The sequence below is a fragment of the Desulfosporosinus sp. FKA genome, assembly GCF_002196785.1.
GTDB lineage: Bacteria > Bacillota > Desulfitobacteriia > Desulfitobacteriales > Desulfitobacteriaceae > Desulfosporosinus > Desulfosporosinus acididurans.
The window spans coordinates 171,701-188,712 of the sequence record NZ_NAHZ01000025.1; the positions used below are offsets into that span (position 1 = coordinate 171,701).

Sequence of the window (17,012 nt, forward strand, 5' to 3'; positions counted from 1 at the left end):
TAATCACCCCACACCAGCGCCCCCAGAGAAATTAGGGTTAAAAAAGGAAGCCGTTTATAGGAAGGCCCGGATTGTTGATAATTAATATTATGATTCTGTTAGCTATGGTGTTTTAAAAGAAGAATGGCAAACAATCATAGAAAATTGCTATAACTGACTAAGATAGACTTTTTAGCTTTATATCACCCATAACTTTCCTAATGCCTTTAACACTTAACCTTGTTATAATAGACTTCCTATCAAACCTGCGATGTACGAAGATTTGATTTGGTTTTGACCCTATTATAAATTTCGGGAATTAAATAAACTAACTGATTAGGTCAGTCCTCAAATGTTAGGGGAAACCTAAAAATGCCCACCTGCGAGAGCAGGGTTAAAAACCAAATAATCTAAACGGCTTTGCGAATCCAGGGCGTGTTGCTCTGGGTTTTTTCTATTATAAATGGAACAACAATTTGGCGAGGTACAGTGGTATAATTTGATTCAGATAGATGAGAGGGTTGGTAACTTTAGCGTAATTTATTTTTCGGAGATGAAGTGATGGAATCAAGTGTAAGCCAACAGTACATAAGATACATAGAATTAGATAGGGAAAGAGTCCCCTCATTTTCTGAATACCCTTTTAATCTACCGGCAATAAAAGATTTATACAAATTGTTACTTCATCCTAAAGTGACATTTATCATCGGAGAAAATGGCTCCGGGAAGTCGACGATTTTAGAATCAATGGCCGTCGCATATGGGTTCAATGCTGAAGGTGGAAGCAGAAATTTCAATTTTACATCTAGAGCGACCCATTCTGATCTAGATAACTATTTCAAAGTTGTTAAAGGTACAAAAAAGCCCCGTACTGGCTTCTTTTTACGAGCGGAAAGTTTTTATAATCTTGCCACAAATATAGATGATCTGGATTCAGACCCCATAGATGAACCACGAATAATTGATTCATATGGTGGTATATCATTACATGAGCAATCACATGGAGAGTCCTTTTTTGCATTATTTAAAAATAGGTTCAGCGGCAATGGCATATACATACTTGATGAACCTGAAGCAGCCTTATCACCAACGCGGCAGATGTCTATGTTATCCATAATGCATGACCTAATTGAAGAAGGGTCTCAGTTTATTATTGCAACTCATTCGCCAATAATAATGGCTTATCCCAATTCACTGATATACGAAATTAAAGAGGGAATTGAAACTGTATCATATGAAGATACTGAACATTATCAAGTTACGCGTGCTTTTATAAATAATACCAAGAAGATGTTAAAAGAACTTCTTGAATAATTTGATCGCTATACCCCCCTGATCGAATACCAATTCACCCCCGCCACACGCGCCACCGCTACCCTCAAACCCAAATACCCGGTATAATGCTAACCAGCAGTTATTTGGTGTGACTTGTGTGAGGTTACCGGATGGTGGGCTTCTAGCTGAAGTAACACTAACAGCTAATCCTGCAGGTCCTTTTGTCTAGTGGCTAGGTGGACTAATAAGAGATACTTTAAAGTAGAGGTGTAGTATTAATTGAAAAAAGTAACAATTATTTCAATAATATTATTAGGCCTATCATTAATTATCTCTAGTCTTTTTATAATGCCAATTTCAATAGATTACAAATATGAAGGAATTGCTTACCAGCTAAATAATTCGAAATTTAGTCAAAAGGCTCTAATCGAATTATCTGGTCAATACGATAAAAAGCTAAAAAAGTTTGATGGTCAACTGTGCATAAATAAAAATGAGTTTGTACCATGCTTTTTTTCACCTGCCACAATGTGGATATGTTATGCAGGAGATAGAAGATACATAATGGGGCAGGTATACGCAACTGAGGATTTAAAACAGCTTACATTTGAAATAAACAATGAACAAATTTATTATGACTTAACTAAAGAACCCTATAAGGGTGAAAATTTGTTAGTTACCGTGCCAGCCAATAATAAAGAAGAGGCTGAGGCGATTTACTATAATTTAAAGCAATATGGGGCTATTGGAAAATAGATTCTTGCAGTCTGTTAAAATATCTACAAGTAATATTTTGCCCTTACCTATCCAAAGGCGCTCACCGAAGTGGGAAGGTGGAGGGGATGCTTGGGATGGGTTGGATGGAGAGTTGCGTGTTGATGGGGCTGGTTAGATAGAATGAGCAAAGTATATCATACAAAGTTTTAAATCGGAGTGAGAAAGCATGTTTAACTACAAGATTGGTATAGACTGTATCGATTGGCAACAGCTCTTTCAAATATATGATGAGGTTGGATTAGTTGCTGGCTACGGTAAAAAGAAGGATCATGACAAGATTTGTAAGGCATTTGAACAAAGCTATAAGGTAGTAACAGCTTGGAGAAATGAGAAACTAATTGGAGCGGCCAGGATGTTGTCGGATGGAGTTTGTTATGGAATGATCTTTGATGTAGGTGTCTTGCCGGAATATCAGAAATTAGGAATCGGTAAGGGCTTGATTGCTGAATTGCTAAAAGAAAACGATCACTTATGTATTCATTTGACTTCGACTTTCGGGAATGAGGGATTCTATAGAAAGTTAGGGTTTAAGCGTCATAAAACTGCATTTGCCAAGTATCCATATGACTCAGATTATTTAATTTGACCTAATTTTGGGCCACACAATCAATACCTGCTCTTACCGCCACCCCAGCCCCGTCACCCCCTCCGAACTCCTTCAATCTCGCAGGATGGATGTGGTTGCCTCGTGGATATGGGAAGGCGGTGGGGATGGGTCATTTTAAGTACATTAAGAGGAATTATCAAAAACATGTAGAACATTTAAATTTGAACTGCGATATGATAATTTGCGGTTCCAATATGGATCAATGAAGGAGGCTTCGTAATGGGGATTTGGTAGACCGTCTTCACATATGAAAAAATTTTTTTAAATTTGATAGTGAAGAGGGGATACTTATGTCCTTTTTTAGATACGAAGGTGCCAATGTTTATTACAAAATAGTTGGGAAGGGTAACACACCTTTGCTGTTCTTACATGGTAATACTGCTTCTTCAAAGATGTTTACACAAAAAGTCAAATTCTACGCCGAACGATTCCGGGTTGTTTTAATAGATTATCCTGGGCATGGTAAATCAGAAATGTTGCAGGAGTTCCCAGTGGATTATTGGTGTTATAATGCCAGGGTTGCCATTAAATTATGTCAAACGTTGAAGTTAAATAAAGTAAACTTAATCGGTACGAGTGGGGGAGCCATTGTCGCCCTAAACATGGCTTTATTAGAACCATTGCTTGTCGGCAAAATCATTGCAGATAGCTTTGGAGGCGATTCTCTAAATTGTGAAGATGTTGCTACTCTGAGAGACCAGCGTGAAGAAGCGAAGGGAAATATACTTTCAATACTATTTTGGTTTCTGATGCATGGTCTGAGGTGGAAGAAAGTAGTAGATGCTGATACTAAAATGATCGAACAGTCTAGTTTATCCAGAAAGGGATACTATTGCGGTGATTTATCAGAAATAACCGTGCCAGTATTAATAACCGGAAGTCTTCAAGATGAATTGATTAGGGATATAGAATTTCGTCTGAGAGTATTTTCCAATGGGTTGAGAAATTCAAAATTGGTTTTTTACCCAACTGGTTCTCATCCAGCCATGTTTAGTAATAGTAGAGAATTTGACAAGCTAGCTCTTGAGTTTTTAGAAAATAATCACTAGCTTTTATAATCTTTGAAATACCCTTCAGAATACCTTTATTGGCTTTGGGAGGGTATTTCAATCCTAGTCGACTTTAGCAAAGAATTAGCGAGAGTTAGGGCGGAGAAATATGTAGGTGCATTATTAATATCAATCCCTCCGTCCTAGCGAACCTCAAGAAGAATTGTCGCCATGAAAAAAGTAGCTTGTTCAAGTGACTGTGGTCTGCGAATGAAAGGTATATCGCCCATATCATTCTTTATGATAGAATAAACTAAAAAGGTTCTAGAAGAAAATGATTTTTGATACTCTTTGGATAGATATTTCAGTAATTGCCAGCATTATAGCAATTTGTATTTTGGCATACAAGGCGAAGGCACTCACACTTTTGGGAGCGGTTTTTGCCTTTTTCCTGACTGTTGGGCTTTATATTTCTGGTGGTATTCCTTTCTTGGTTGCTTTGTTAGGATTCTTTATATCCTCTAGTTTTTTTACAAAATTACGTGCAAAGGAGAAGGAAGAGCTCGAAAAGGCATTGTATGAAAAGGGCGGAAACAGAGACCATGTTCAGGTCTTAGCCAACGGTGGGGCTGCATTTATCATTGCAGTAGCTCATTTCCTGATGCCTGATAAACAGCTTTTAGTAGCGTATTTTGTGGCAATAGCAGCCTGTAATGCTGACTCATGGGCTTCGGAAATCGGTATTATGAGTAAGGCGACCCCATTTTCAATTATAAATTTTAAACTTGTACAAAAAGGGATGTCTGGTGGGGTGACATTTCTCGGATTGTTTGCAAGTGCTTGCGGTGCTTTGTTTATTGCCGGAATATATACAATATTTATGTTTGTACGTTTTCCTTTCCTTGAACTGATAAGGGATTGTACAATTATTGCGATATTTGGATTTGCCGGGGCTGCTATAGACAGTGCATTGGGGGTGCTTTTCCAACCTGCCTACGTTGACAGTATAGGGAAGCTCACGGAAAAAAGAGCTGACGGCAGAGTGCAAAACAAGAAGGTAAAAGGCTATGAATATTTCGGTAATGATATGGTCAATTTCGTAAGCTCCCTGGTAGCTGCAGGTCTTGCATATTGTGCTTTGACTTTTTTATAATAAGCTTCCTCCAAACCTGCGAGAGCGGGGTTAAAAACCAAATAATCTAAACGACTTTGCAAATTCAGGGCGTGTTGCTCTGGATTTTTCCTATTATAAATGGAACAACAATTTGTCGAGCTACAGTGGTATAATTAGGAATAAGTGAAGCTAAGAACTGGCCCGGATGGGTCAATTGACGGACAACTCAAAGCGGCAATATTCCGCCCAGTATAGCGGGGATTGTTATTTAGCCGGAGAACGTTGGACAAAGAAATCCTAATTCCTAATACTGCGGGATATCCTTACCTATCCAAAAGCGTTCACTGAACCGGAAAGTTTGAGCCTGAGGGATGGGCCACTTGGGAGTTCTGAGGGACTAAAATTAAAAAAATCCGGGTAAAACCCGGTGAGTAAGTTAAGTTATTTGCCTCTGTGTTTGGCCTTAGCCTTAAGGGTCGCAATCTTGCGTTTCTTTTCAGCCAGTTCCTCGCGTTGCAATTTTGATTCTATGCGTCTCTCCACTTTACGACTTTTCAAATTCTCTTTGATAGCCTCTTGTGAATAGGTGGAGATCCCTTTTGATTGCATTTCTTTTGCTACTTGTCTAGCGAGTTTCTTCGGATTCGCCGATTTGATTTTTGGATGAGGAGCACAAACTAGAGGCTTTGAGGAAGCTAGAAATTCCATCATTTTATGGTTGATAAACCACAGAACGTCCGTATCATGCGGTTCCGTTCCAAAAACATATCGAGCTGCCATGAGTTTTGAATCAGCTATTTCCTCAACCACTCCTACCCAAAATTGGTCATCGTAATAGACCGTTAGTTTCATTTCTATGCCGCCCTCTCGATAAATAGTAACAAACAATGGACATCCCGAGAGGGAAGGATACGACACCGAAAATATCAGTGCATCCGGACTACCAACCGGACCGTGTTTTTATGTTCGCATTACTATTATAGCTTATTTAATCAAGCCTTTCGAGTATTAAACAGCTACCCTAACCCCCAATGCTGGGGATGTTCTTACCCATCCAAAGGCGCTCGCCGAACCGGAAAGCTGGAGGGCTACGTTACATAGAAATTTATAATCGTGCACAAAAGGAGTAACAGAGTATGGAATTTATTATTGAGGACAAGGCAATAAATACAATTGAAAAAAATGGAGGGAATTTGATTATTAAAAATCAAATTAGCTATAGTTGAAATGGCTGGATCAGCAGACTCTGGTCAGAGGCCGACAGCAAAATGAAAAGTACAAAGTTTTATGACGAGTATCAATATAAGGGCATCAAAATATTTATTGATAAAACCTTGAATGTTTCTGATCAAATTCATGTTGATTTACAATCGGATCACTCTTTTGGGGAACCATTATTTACAATCAAAGGTGTGTTCATCTAGAAAAATGAGGCCAATCCACTGCTCATACCACTCATGCCCCACACCACCATCAACCCCAAATCCCCATAAAACCAAGCTTACCTGTCAAGCCACCGGAACTCCTTCAATCCCGCGGGATGGGATGGGCTTGCCTAGTTGGATAGGGGAAGGTGGGGATAAAGGATGGGAGCGTTTTTAACTCGCCAGAGCGCTTTGAATGTTCGTGAATATTGAGGTGAGGTGATAATTAATGGATAAAGATAAATTTACAATCTGTAAAACGTGCTCAAAAGAAGTGGCACGGTCTGCTACTGCATGTCCTCATTGTGGCGCAAAACTTAAGATGAATTTAATAGAAAAGTTAGTACTTTACGTTATTGTCAGCTTTATTGCAATATTTCTTTTTGAAGCATTTGTAATGCGGTGGGTAAAGTAGCTCGATTTGGTACAATTATTATCCTCAATTTGTCTGGCCAAATGTGCTGAAAATCTATACACCCACCTTGTCCACCCAGCTACCCTCAAATCCAAATCCCCATAAACCCCAGCCCCCAGCCAACTACCGAACTCCTTCAATCCCGCAGGGTGATATGAAATTACCCTATGCAAAGACGCTTACCGAACTGGGAAGGTGGAGGGAATGGCCTATATGGGAGCAGGTCTGACGCTTGTTGAATATATGTAGAATAGGCGAAACAAGTAATGAAGATTGTAAGAGGGGGGATGTATTAATTGACAATAGTTTATATTTTATTATTCTTAGTTATACTATGCTTCTTCATTGCAATTACGGTAACTTGTCTTAATTTTAATAAAGCAGCCAATAATAGCGGCCAAAAAAGAGATGTCATCATTGTACTTGGTTATCCTGCAAAAAAGGACGGAAGCATATCCCCTATTTTACGTGAACGAATAAATGAAGCGTCAAAGCTATATCATGAAGGAGTTGCAGGAACCATTATTTGCACTGGTGCTGCAGTAGCTAACATCTATATTGAAGCAGATATCATGGCTCAAGCCCTGATTGAATTAGGAGTGCCAGATTACTGTATAATCCGTGAAAAATTGGCTAAAGGTACATATGATAATTTAGTAAACTCAAGAAAAATTATGCAGGATAGAAAACTTAATACAGCGGTTATAGTATCTTCACCGTGGCATTTACGAAAAGCTAGTTCCTATGCCTTCAAGCTTGAAATTGACCATACAGTAGAAAAATCAAAATTTCCGCATGAATACTTATTGATAGGAATCGGTATGATTTACCTTTATATATACACACAGATGTTTATAAACATTTTAAAGCATTATCAAAGTAGAAAAATATAAACAAGATATAATGACGAAATATTCAAATATTTAGTATTAAGATAGGGTTCCAAATTTTTGTATCTAAGGGCTTGTTCCAGATATTACGTATCACCGCCCGCCAATCATAATCCCAATCCCAATCCCAAACCCAAATCCCCATAACCCCCAGCTTACCAGTCAACCCACCGAACTCCTTCAATCTCGCAGGATGGGATGTGGTTGTTTGGTGGATAACGGGGAAGGTGGGGATGAGGGGAGTTGTTGGAGCCTGCTATTTCAGTTACATCAGGACAACCCATATAAGTGGTATTTTGGGTTGGAAAAGTAGTAAGAAACAAGAGGGTGTGTAAAGATGTACTTTTCATCCAAACGTGATATTTGGCTTGGGTTGCTGCTATGGATACCAATAATAGCGGTGCTTGTTCTAACAACATGGATACCGGCATCAAATGGGCAATATGATCCAACTGGTACATTTATCTTTATACCAATTGTGGCATTTATCGCATGGCTTTGGTTCGGAACAGGATATCGAGTGACGGACAATGAGTTAAAGATAAAATGTGGTCCCATTAGGAAGATAATTTATTTAGAAGAAATAACGAAAATAGAAAGTACAAGAAATCCGATATCCTCTCCAGCCCTTTCATTAGACAGGCTGGAGATTAAATACGGGGAAAGTAAAACAGTAATAATCTCACCACAAAATAAAGAAGGATTTATAAACCAAATAATAGAAAAATGTCCAACGGTGACGGTAGATGGTAATAACGTAGACATTTCAAGTAAGAAAAGAATGTCGGTGCGCATTAGATTTGGAGCAATTATCGCTGTTTTAGCCATAGTTGGCGTAGGTACATTTATGTATTTTAGCAATAAGCCAGCTAGTTATACCATTCAAGGAGGCACTCTAAAAATTAGTGGAGAATATGGTGAAGTAATAAAGCTTTCAGATATAGCAGGTATCGCGATAAAAGACCAGATTCCTGAGATTCAGCTTAAAACAAATGGTTCCGGTTTAGGAAGCATGTTGAAGGGTTATTTCAAATTAAAGGGGATAGGACAGGCAAAATTGTTTGTTGATACGCAAAAGCCACCCTTTATTTTTATAAATGTAAAGTCTGGCTTACGTATCATGAATACCGAAGAACCAAGCGAAACAGATCAGCTTTATAAGAAATTATTAGAAGCTTGGAAACAGAACGCTACACCAATGTAACGTTTATATGCCAAATACCTGCCTTGGCATAACCCCCCAGCCACCTGTCAACCTACCGAACTCCTTCAATCCCGCAGGATGGGATGTGGTTGACTAGTGGATAGGGGGAAGGTGGTGGGCTAACATAGGTAGAATCGGTTCTGTAAGGTAAAATTCCTATTAATTTTGGAGGATTAAATGAAACTAATAAAAAGGATTGGTATGTTGGCAGGCTTATCATTCATTATTGTTTTATCGATACTCTTTGCAAATCGAGTAATATATGGCACATTCAATGTATTTGGGTATCCAAATAGAGTGTTTTTTGGTGGATATAGATATGATAATAACGGATATATTGTAACATTAAATGGTAATAAAAGGCCAAAATATAAGGTTTCTGAACTTATAGATAGAATCATCGGAAAAGAAATTTATAGTAAGGAAAAAGATTTCATCGGAAATGGAAAGGTTGTTTATTTGCATTTAGATGGTGATAAATATCTTGTTTTAGGATCAGGTGGGGGAGGCTGATTACTTGCTTGTTCCAATTACACTATCGATATCAAATCTCTCGCCACCTCATTACCTCGCCATCCGCAACCCCTCAACCTCCAAATCCCCATAAACCCAAGTCACCACCGAACTCCTTTAATCCCGCAGGATGGTTGCCTGGTGGATACCGGGGAAGTGTGGTGAGGTGAGAGATGGGCTGGCGTCACATGTACGAGTAATCTAATGCAGATTGGAGAGTTTGTATTGATTCAAGGGATAAGCCATTTGACTTTTATTGTAAAGAATATAGAAACTGCTTCGACTTTCTTTCGTTCAATCTTTGATGCAAAAGAAATATATTCAAGTGAACATAAGACCTTTTCCTTATCAAAGGAGAAGTTTTTCTTGATCAACGATCTGTGGATTGCGATAATGGAAGGGGAATCATTGTCTGAACGTACATATAATCATGTTGCATTCAGAATAGAAGAGGATGAATTTGTCTATTATGAGTCAAAAATTAGAGAACTTGGGCTGGAGCTTAGAACTCCACGTTCAAGAGTTGATGGTGAAGGTCGATCATTGTATTTCTATGATTTTGATAATCATCTCTTTGAATTACATACGGGTACGCTTTCGGAAAGATTATCTCGCAACTCCAGCGCCACCAAGCTACCACTAACCACCAAATACCTATAGACCCCAGCCCCCAGTCAACTAGCAGACTCCTTCAATCCCGCAGGATGGGATGGAGTTGACTATTGACGTAAACCCTGAGGAAATAGAATAGTTTTAGATTGAAAATAATAGTTATTATGATATAATTATTATAAATAATTTATTGAGTGAAGAGGAGGATGAATATGTCTGAGATTGTATTTTATCGTTGTGAAAAATGTGGAAACATGGTGGCTATGATTAAAAAGGGCGGAGGAACCCTCGTATGCTGTGGGCAACCAATGACAAAGCTTGAAGCCGGTTCAACAGATGCTGCACAGGAAAAGCACGTCCCTGCCATTACAAGAGAGAATGGGAAAATCAAAGTCGCAGTTGGTACAGTATTACACCCTATGCTCTCAGAGCATTATATTGAATGGATTGCGTTTGTGGCAGACAACAAACTTCAAATGGAGTTTTTGCAGCCTGGCATGGAACCCAAAGCTGAATTTAATGACGTGGCTTCTGGATCTGTATACGGATACTGCAATCTTCACGGCCTTTGGAAGACGGATTTCTAATTGATAAGCAAAAGTTCATCTGAAAATAATGATTAGGTCACTCTTCCACAGCTAGATGAAAACTAAAACCCACCCACGAAAAACCAAATAATCTAAACGACTTTGCGAATCCAGGGCGTGTTGCTCTGGATTTTTACAATTTGTCGAGGTACGGTGGTATAATTAGGAAAGAAGAGCGGTTAGTGAACTGAAGAGCTAGTCCGGACGCCAATTTCGTCAAATGGCGGACAACTTAACGCAGCAATATACTGTCCAGTATAGCAGGGATAGTTATTTAGCAGGAGACGTTGGGCAAAGGAGACATGAGAAATGATCAAAAACATCATTTTTGATTTAGGGAATGTTTTGATAAATTTCAAGCCACTAGATTATGTGTGTACCAAAATTGCTGATTGTCAAAGAGCAAATGAGGTTTACCAAAGTATTTTCAAAAGCCCCGAATGGCTGATGCTTGATAGGGGAACCGTGACCGAAGAAGAAGCAATAAATACGATTTGTGAGAGGAATCCGGATCTCAGTAAAGAAATTAGACTTGTGATGACAGATTGGTACCAAATGTTAACGCCGATAGAAGATGTTTTGGATATAGTGAGAGACTTAAAAAGTATTGGATTCAAGATTTATTTTTTATCCAATTATCAGTCGCTTGCTTATGAACATGTCAGAAAGGTGCATTCTGTATTTAACTATTTTGATGGTGGGGTATTTTCTTTTGAAGAAAAACTTCTCAAACCTGAACCAGCAATTTATGAAAAACTAATTCAGAGATATGAAATTGAACCTCAAGAATCGATCTTTATAGATGATACAAAAGAGAACGTTGAAATCGCCTCGACAATAGGGTTTAATGCAATACTATTCACGAGTTCTATTAACCTAAGAGAAGAATTACTCAAATACGGCGTTCTTTAAGTATCCTTGTAATTCAAGCACATAAAACCAAACTCCAGTCATCCACCGAACTCCTTCAATCCCGCAGGATGGGATGGGCTTGCCTGGTGGATATGGGGGAAGGCGGTGGAGTCTATAAAAGGGACGTCTTCTGAAGGATGAGATTGAAAGTCGGAGAAAGAGGGGTGTAAATGAAAACAAAGATTATATCCATAATTATCATCCTTGTAGTTTCGGTATTATCATTATTTATGATTTTATAAGTATCAGGCTTAAAAAAATGCGATATGGGGAATTAAAGTATGTCTTGAAAAGAACTAATAAAAAAGTTCAGGTCATAGGGCTTTTCATCCTAGTAGCAATTTTAATATTCGAAGCGGTCTTAAGAGTCGTTAATATCTCATTTCTATATATGCTGGGCATGTTACCACTAATGTTCGGTTATCACAACGTGGAAAAAGAGGGGTTAGGCGATAACTGCATTTATCAATGGGGAATACCTACAAAGTGGAGTAATGTTACTTCATACTATTTTAAAGAAGAACTATTGACATTTAATGTAACCAAAAAATTCTCAAAACTATCTTTGTACTATATCTCAATATCAAATCCTTCATCACACTTCAACCCCAAATTCCTATAAACCCCCAGCCACTCGTCAAGCCACCGAACTCCTTCAATCCCACAGGATGGGATGTGCTTAGCTATCGGATAACCGAACCGGAAAGTTGGAGGGGATGGTCACATAAGTATTGTAGAAACTAACGGAGCGTTTTTAGGCGCTCTTTTTACATTCTTATTGCAGGAAACAAAGGATAATAGTGGAATTAGATAAATATGGATTGTGCCGTGAATTATTGAGGGGGATCATCTTTGAGTATATTTTGTTTTCCGATTTTTCACTATATTCAACAGTGCTAAAAAAGCACGACAACAAAAAAGGAAACAAAGTATAATAATAGACCATAACGGCATCGATTTAGAATAAATACCCCTATCATAAATCACATAAGAAAGGACTATGGGATAAATAAAATCAAGTATATTAATCCATAGCCTTTTTTCTGACATATAGTGTTTTTTAATAAACTCCAGCACTAGCTCACCTCCACAAGGTTCAACAATCTTATGTTGTTTTTAATTTAACTAAGTCCATTCTTTTACATCCTTTATTAGGTATGGAGTGATTTTATTTCCATCAGGTTATATTTCTTCTCCCAATTCGGCTTTATCTATAGGTTTGACAGTCGCGATTAACATCATTATTTCCTCTTGATGTTCTAAAGTTACCAGTTGACCAGGTTCAGGAATATCTATGCCAAAAAATTTAATATGAGAGATGTTATAGTAATCATTTATTTTTATCCCCCTGAATTTTTTGAACGCTAATCTCAGTAAAAACAATCCATATTATGTTAAGAATATTTAGTGGGTCAGGTCTGATTTCCTCAATCTAATTAAATTTGTGATGGTTGTAATAAATACTACGCCAAAGAGCAAACAACCCACTATACTACCAATGCTTGCGAATCGACAGAGTTTGTACGAATCGAAACTGGTTCCAATTAGAAAGAAAGGAATTAAAAGTCCTGCACATGAAAGAAATGGTATCATCTTATTTATATTTGATATAGAAAGGGGTCTACTTAAAACACATAAAAGCAGTCCTATAGGTAATAAAAGCAAAGATAGTGGAATTATGAACACAAACCCTAAAGGGTCAGGTTCGTACCATGGACAAGTTTTAAAGGGAGATGTGTAAATAAAAATCAAAAATAATAAGACACATAACTCTGAAATATTTAGAAAGATAAACCCTAAATATCTTAATTTGATTTTTCTTCACCTCCTAAAAAATCCTCACTTTTTTGCCCTGCAGATAAGGGTTTTTTAGAGCGTCAGCTTAGTGACATCCTTGACTTTAATATTCCAGGATATTTTTGATTAACCGCTCCATAGACAATATATGTTATATCTAACATTTTACAGTATCCTATTTATTTTGTGGACAACAATTTTAGGATTATTTGGGCACATCTCAAACTCTTATTTTTATTAGAATGTTTATATGCTTGTGGATTTATATGAAGTTATGCGGAAATACTCAAGCCCGAATAGAGCTTGAGTTTATCGGTTTTAATAGACATACATCCGTAACGACTGACTTTAAATTAACCTTCGCATTATCCTACTTCGCAGCCCCAAGATGGTGGTCTCAACCAAAGGAAGATAGAAATGTGGTGGCACACAATTCGGCTTTGCTAGCTCTCTATGAGAATCGTTACTGTTGCTTAAGGGGATCTTAAAAACTGGTATATCCGATAGTATTGAATATATCCTGACAGAAATTCATTTAGTTGACAATGTCCTAACTTCGTTGTTGTCTGCTAAATGAATAAATATGCAAAGCGACCTTCAGCTTATAAAGTGCTGAGGTCGCCTTTAGGTTTTTTACTGCAAGCAAAAATAAGCCAACTAATTTTCGGAAAGATTGGAGCAGCCATTATTCTGGCGAAAGGACATGTTTGGTTAATGATATATATCATAGGCAGAATAAGAACAATGGGAATTATTTCAAATATGCAGATATAAGCAATTTTTCCGATATAAATTATTAGCAGTTTCAGCGAGTCAATAGTAAGCCGCCCTAGTTAATGTGAATTAAACTAATCAATTTATTCTATAAGTATTAGTCCAAAATGATTTTGAACTTCATCCTTCCCTCTCAAGGTTGAAATTTCGTAGCCATTATTCCTTACCGTTTGATAAACATCTATTCCGCAAGCTTCCATGGCAGGAGCTATTTTGTCGGGAAAATTGCACCCTTGTGTATTGCATTCTTTACAACGCAAACATGGACCACTACCAAAGGCAATGGCCTTGTAATAGCCGTCGAGAAATATTTCTTTGGCAATCTTCACAGCAATATCTGTTACAATAGACATATCATGACACCTAAAAAGAATAGCCATATTGTAACAATCTATTATTTCTTGAGTCTGTTTGTAGCTTGGAGATTTTGGCGGGCAACACCAACTTTTTCCATAGCGTCCACATCCAAATTGGCATTTATAGATTGTCCAAGGAGCAGTTACAATTGATTTTGTATCAATGGATTTTATACTATCAGAACCTAAACTCTGTAGTAATTCTATATACTTTTTTATAACAACATCTTTTTCCACTGTACCAACCTCCGATTATTATAGAATGATTAATAAGTATAACCAATGATTTTTGCCCAATTTTTAGTTATTCAACCAATGCGAAAAAGTATAAATATAATATAAACTAAACTAATCGGTATTTTCATAATAGAAATCTTGTATTCTTAGAAAATGAAAATTGATTTACGTTTCTAATTAAAAGAACAATGAAATAGCACAATATAAAAGTAGTAATGCCATAACAATATTGATAATCTTTTCGTTTTGAACAAGAAGTTTTTGAAATACAGAACCAAATAGTGACCAGCAACAAGTAGCTATAAACCCAACGGAAGCGAGAATTATCGAAAATATTGCTAGTACAATCACAGACCTGTAGTAAGGCACAATAAAAGTTGAAACTGTTGTGATTCCGTAAAGGATAACCTTCGGATTTACAAATTGAAGAAGAAACCCAGCTTTGAAAGTGTTTGTTTTCTTTTGGTCGTTGCTATCACTATTACCCTTATTATGAGGGTCATTTTTATATGTCTTCCATGCAAGCCATAGAATATAAACAGCTCCGATGCAAGTCATAATTGGTTTTATAGAGGGTATAAGACGGAAAAGTGTTACACTGAAAGTGCTACAAAGAGCAATTATTGTAAAGAAACCAAAGAAAATACCAATATTAAAAAATATACATTTCATAAATCCGTGACGACTGGCGTTTGACATGGACATTATATTATTTGGTCCTGGGGTAAAGGTCGTTATAACTACATACGATAAAAAAGCAGTAAAATTCGGCATATGACTCCCCTCTCTCTATTTTGTGTGATATAATATACAATATGATTTTTATACAGCACGTTGTGCAATATAATGATATTATACGTGCACTATATTGTCAATGGACGGTGGGATAATATTTTGGATAAGTTGAATTATGTTATCGCCGAAAACTTAAAAAGACTTCGTGAAGAGAGAAAGTTAAGCCTTGATAATGTATCAAGGCTTTCGGGTGTTAGCAAAAGTATGCTCGGTCAAATTGAAAGGGGCGAGGTAAACCCCACAGTATCAACGGTATGGAAAATTTCCAATGGGCTTAAAAATATCCTTTACCCAGTTAATGAGCAGACCAGAAGCAGATATTGAGTGTATTGATAAAACCGAAATACAACCACTTATTGAAGATAACGGAAGATTTAGGAATTTCCCAGTATTTCCTTTTGATAGTGAACGAAGATTCGAAATGTACTCGCTTGAGATTGATGGTGGGGGTCATCTGGATGCAGAAGCACACCCTTATGGTACTCAAGAATTTATTACTGTATTTTCAGGTGATGTTATCATAAGTGTAAATAATGATAATTTCGTAGTAACTACAGGCAATTCAATCCGATTTAAGGCTGATAGTCCACATAGTTACAAAAATTCGGGTAGTGAAGTCTGCACATTATGTATGGTTATTTACTATCCACAATAGGATGTTATAAATCCAGGACCAGCAAAATCAACTTCCACTAATCCTACTTCGCAGAACCCAAGAAGGTGGTCTATTACCGGATGAAGGCTCGGAAATTCCGGAAATGTGGTGCTCGCAATTCGGCATGTTGGACAATTTGATCCTGTACAATTGCTTTGGGGATGAGCTGATTTGAAAGCTGGTATAACTGGCCATGTACAGGAATAGAATATTTTTGACAGATGTCCAGACCAATTAGGCTATGCCCTCACTTCCGGTGGGGGAATAGTACATTACAATATAAAATTAAGCGACCTTCAGCGAATAAAGTGCTGAGGTCGCTTTTTTTAATTGGTTTGCTAAGTTTTAAAAATGCCCATGTTGAAAAACAGTGCCAAACAAAATAGGTGATAAACGGGATTAAGATTCGTCCGTGATGCCATATTATGATACCTAAGTTTTCAAGAACATTCGAAAACATTAAACTGAATAAAGATGCAACAAGAACATAAAAATACATCCATTGTTTGTTAGAAGGAAGAAAATAAAAATACAAGAGAAAGTAAGATGTCCAGGCAATTAAAGGGAAAAAGGGTATGCCCAGAAATCCAAAGGGTCCGTAATTGATATATTCAAACAATCCAGTAAGCCTAAGAAATAGGACAATTAGACCGTCCATGAAACCTCCTAGGGCTATTGCCAAGATTAATAACCGTATAATTTCGTTCAAAGGTATGAGTAATCTAGCAATTGCAGCTAAAACAATCGTGTATATTGGGTATATGAAATAGGTTTACAAGTAAAAGAAGTCCTCCTTTGAACAATCCAATTTCTTAGTGTTCGTTGGGCTTACTGCAAAGACTTTTCTAATTCTTCTAAGCCGCGTTCTATGATTTGTTCCAGGGCAGCATCGTTTATCTTGTTTTGTTCTTCCTCTGATACAAAGCGTGAAAGATAAGATTTTTTAATTATCTTATATATACTATCATAAACTTCGTATTTCTCTTGTATAGTCCATTTCTTGAATTGGCGTGAAGCTTTAATTTGGGCAATCTGTTCTGGAAAGTTTGTTGCAAAATAAAACTCCCGCCGGAATGCTTCTTCATCCATGTTCATAAACC

The 17,012-nt window shown here is 37.3% G+C and carries 17 protein-coding genes and 1 pseudogene; 13 read left to right on the top strand and 5 right to left on the bottom strand.

Annotated elements, in window-relative coordinates:
- Positions 1-540: 540 nt before the first annotated feature.
- The 5 genes from B5771_RS08140 (at position 541) to B5771_RS08160 (ending at position 4,780) form a co-directional block, all read left to right on the top strand.
- Complete coding sequence (locus B5771_RS08140) at positions 541-1,293, top strand: AAA family ATPase (protein WP_088187079.1); 753 nt, start codon at positions 541-543, stop codon at positions 1,291-1,293.
- Positions 1,294-1,533: 240 nt separating this feature from the next.
- Positions 1,534-2,010, top strand: coding sequence for a hypothetical protein (locus tag B5771_RS08145; protein WP_088187080.1), 477 nt, complete (start codon positions 1,534-1,536; stop codon positions 2,008-2,010).
- Between the two features lie 187 nt (positions 2,011-2,197).
- A complete protein-coding gene (locus B5771_RS08150; RefSeq protein WP_088187081.1) occupies positions 2,198-2,617 on the top strand; it encodes a GNAT family N-acetyltransferase in 420 nt (139 codons plus the stop codon).
- 311 nt (positions 2,618-2,928) lie between these two features.
- The gene (locus B5771_RS08155; protein WP_088187082.1) at positions 2,929-3,687 is read left to right on the top strand and encodes an alpha/beta hydrolase; all 759 of its coding nucleotides are present in this window, start codon (positions 2,929-2,931) and stop codon (positions 3,685-3,687) included.
- A 274-nt stretch (positions 3,688-3,961) separates the two neighbouring features.
- Complete coding sequence (locus B5771_RS08160) at positions 3,962-4,780, top strand: DUF92 domain-containing protein (RefSeq protein ID WP_088187083.1); 819 nt, start codon at positions 3,962-3,964, stop codon at positions 4,778-4,780.
- 402 nt (positions 4,781-5,182) lie between these two features.
- Here the strand turns inward: B5771_RS08160 and B5771_RS08165 are convergent, their stop codons facing one another.
- Positions 5,183-5,593, bottom strand: a complete 411-nt coding sequence (locus B5771_RS08165; protein WP_088187084.1) for a YjdF family protein — start codon at positions 5,591-5,593, stop codon at positions 5,183-5,185.
- Between the two features lie 801 nt (positions 5,594-6,394).
- Here B5771_RS08165 and B5771_RS08170 point away from each other — a divergent pair.
- Together B5771_RS08170 and B5771_RS08175 are read left to right on the top strand one after the other, a co-directional pair.
- Positions 6,395-6,580: a hypothetical protein gene (locus B5771_RS08170; RefSeq protein ID WP_088187085.1), complete on the top strand. Its 186-nt coding sequence runs from the start codon at positions 6,395-6,397 to the stop codon at positions 6,578-6,580.
- Between the two features lie 296 nt (positions 6,581-6,876).
- Positions 6,877-7,473, top strand: coding sequence for a YdcF family protein (locus tag B5771_RS08175; protein WP_088187086.1), 597 nt, complete (start codon positions 6,877-6,879; stop codon positions 7,471-7,473).
- A 22-nt stretch (positions 7,474-7,495) separates the two neighbouring features.
- On the opposite strand, the gene B5771_RS24245 is transcribed toward B5771_RS08175, so the two are convergent.
- Positions 7,496-7,636 carry a hypothetical protein gene (locus B5771_RS24245; protein ID WP_172408194.1) on the bottom strand — a complete coding sequence of 47 codons (141 nt, stop codon included), beginning with the start codon at positions 7,634-7,636 and terminating at the stop codon, positions 7,496-7,498.
- 171 nt (positions 7,637-7,807) lie between these two features.
- Between B5771_RS24245 and B5771_RS08180 the strand changes: the two genes are divergently transcribed.
- The 5 genes from B5771_RS08180 (at position 7,808) to B5771_RS08200 (ending at position 11,298) form a co-directional block, all read left to right on the top strand.
- Entirely contained in the window at positions 7,808-8,674 is an 867-nt protein-coding gene (locus B5771_RS08180; protein ID WP_088187087.1) for a PH domain-containing protein, read from the top strand.
- Between the two features lie 177 nt (positions 8,675-8,851).
- Positions 8,852-9,187, top strand: coding sequence for a hypothetical protein (locus B5771_RS08185; protein WP_088187088.1), 336 nt, complete (start codon positions 8,852-8,854; stop codon positions 9,185-9,187).
- A gap of 204 nt (positions 9,188-9,391) precedes the next feature.
- A complete protein-coding gene (gene fosX / locus B5771_RS08190) occupies positions 9,392-9,847 on the top strand; it encodes a FosX/FosE/FosI family fosfomycin resistance hydrolase (RefSeq protein WP_282433329.1) in 456 nt (151 codons plus the stop codon).
- Between the two features lie 164 nt (positions 9,848-10,011).
- Positions 10,012-10,386: a desulfoferrodoxin gene (locus B5771_RS08195; protein WP_088187090.1), complete on the top strand. Its 375-nt coding sequence runs from the start codon at positions 10,012-10,014 to the stop codon at positions 10,384-10,386.
- 309 nt (positions 10,387-10,695) lie between these two features.
- The gene (locus B5771_RS08200; RefSeq protein WP_088187091.1) at positions 10,696-11,298 is read left to right on the top strand and encodes an HAD family phosphatase; all 603 of its coding nucleotides are present in this window, start codon (positions 10,696-10,698) and stop codon (positions 11,296-11,298) included.
- Positions 11,299-13,952: 2,654 nt separating this feature from the next.
- Here the strand turns inward: B5771_RS08200 and B5771_RS08225 are convergent.
- The gene (locus B5771_RS08225) at positions 13,953-14,462 is read right to left on the bottom strand and encodes a DUF2284 domain-containing protein (protein WP_242966786.1); all 510 of its coding nucleotides are present in this window, start codon (positions 14,460-14,462) and stop codon (positions 13,953-13,955) included.
- Positions 14,463-14,639: 177 nt separating this feature from the next.
- A complete protein-coding gene (locus tag B5771_RS08230; protein ID WP_088187096.1) occupies positions 14,640-15,236 on the bottom strand; it encodes a LysE family transporter in 597 nt (198 codons plus the stop codon).
- A 120-nt stretch (positions 15,237-15,356) separates the two neighbouring features.
- Between B5771_RS08230 and B5771_RS08235 the strand changes: the two are divergent.
- Positions 15,357-15,912, top strand: a pseudogene (locus B5771_RS08235) (XRE family transcriptional regulator).
- Positions 15,913-16,740: 828 nt separating this feature from the next.
- Here the strand turns inward: B5771_RS08235 and B5771_RS08245 are convergent.
- The gene (locus tag B5771_RS08245) at positions 16,741-17,001 is read right to left on the bottom strand and encodes a hypothetical protein (protein ID WP_088187098.1); all 261 of its coding nucleotides are present in this window, start codon (positions 16,999-17,001) and stop codon (positions 16,741-16,743) included.
- Positions 17,002-17,012 lie beyond the last annotated feature (11 nt).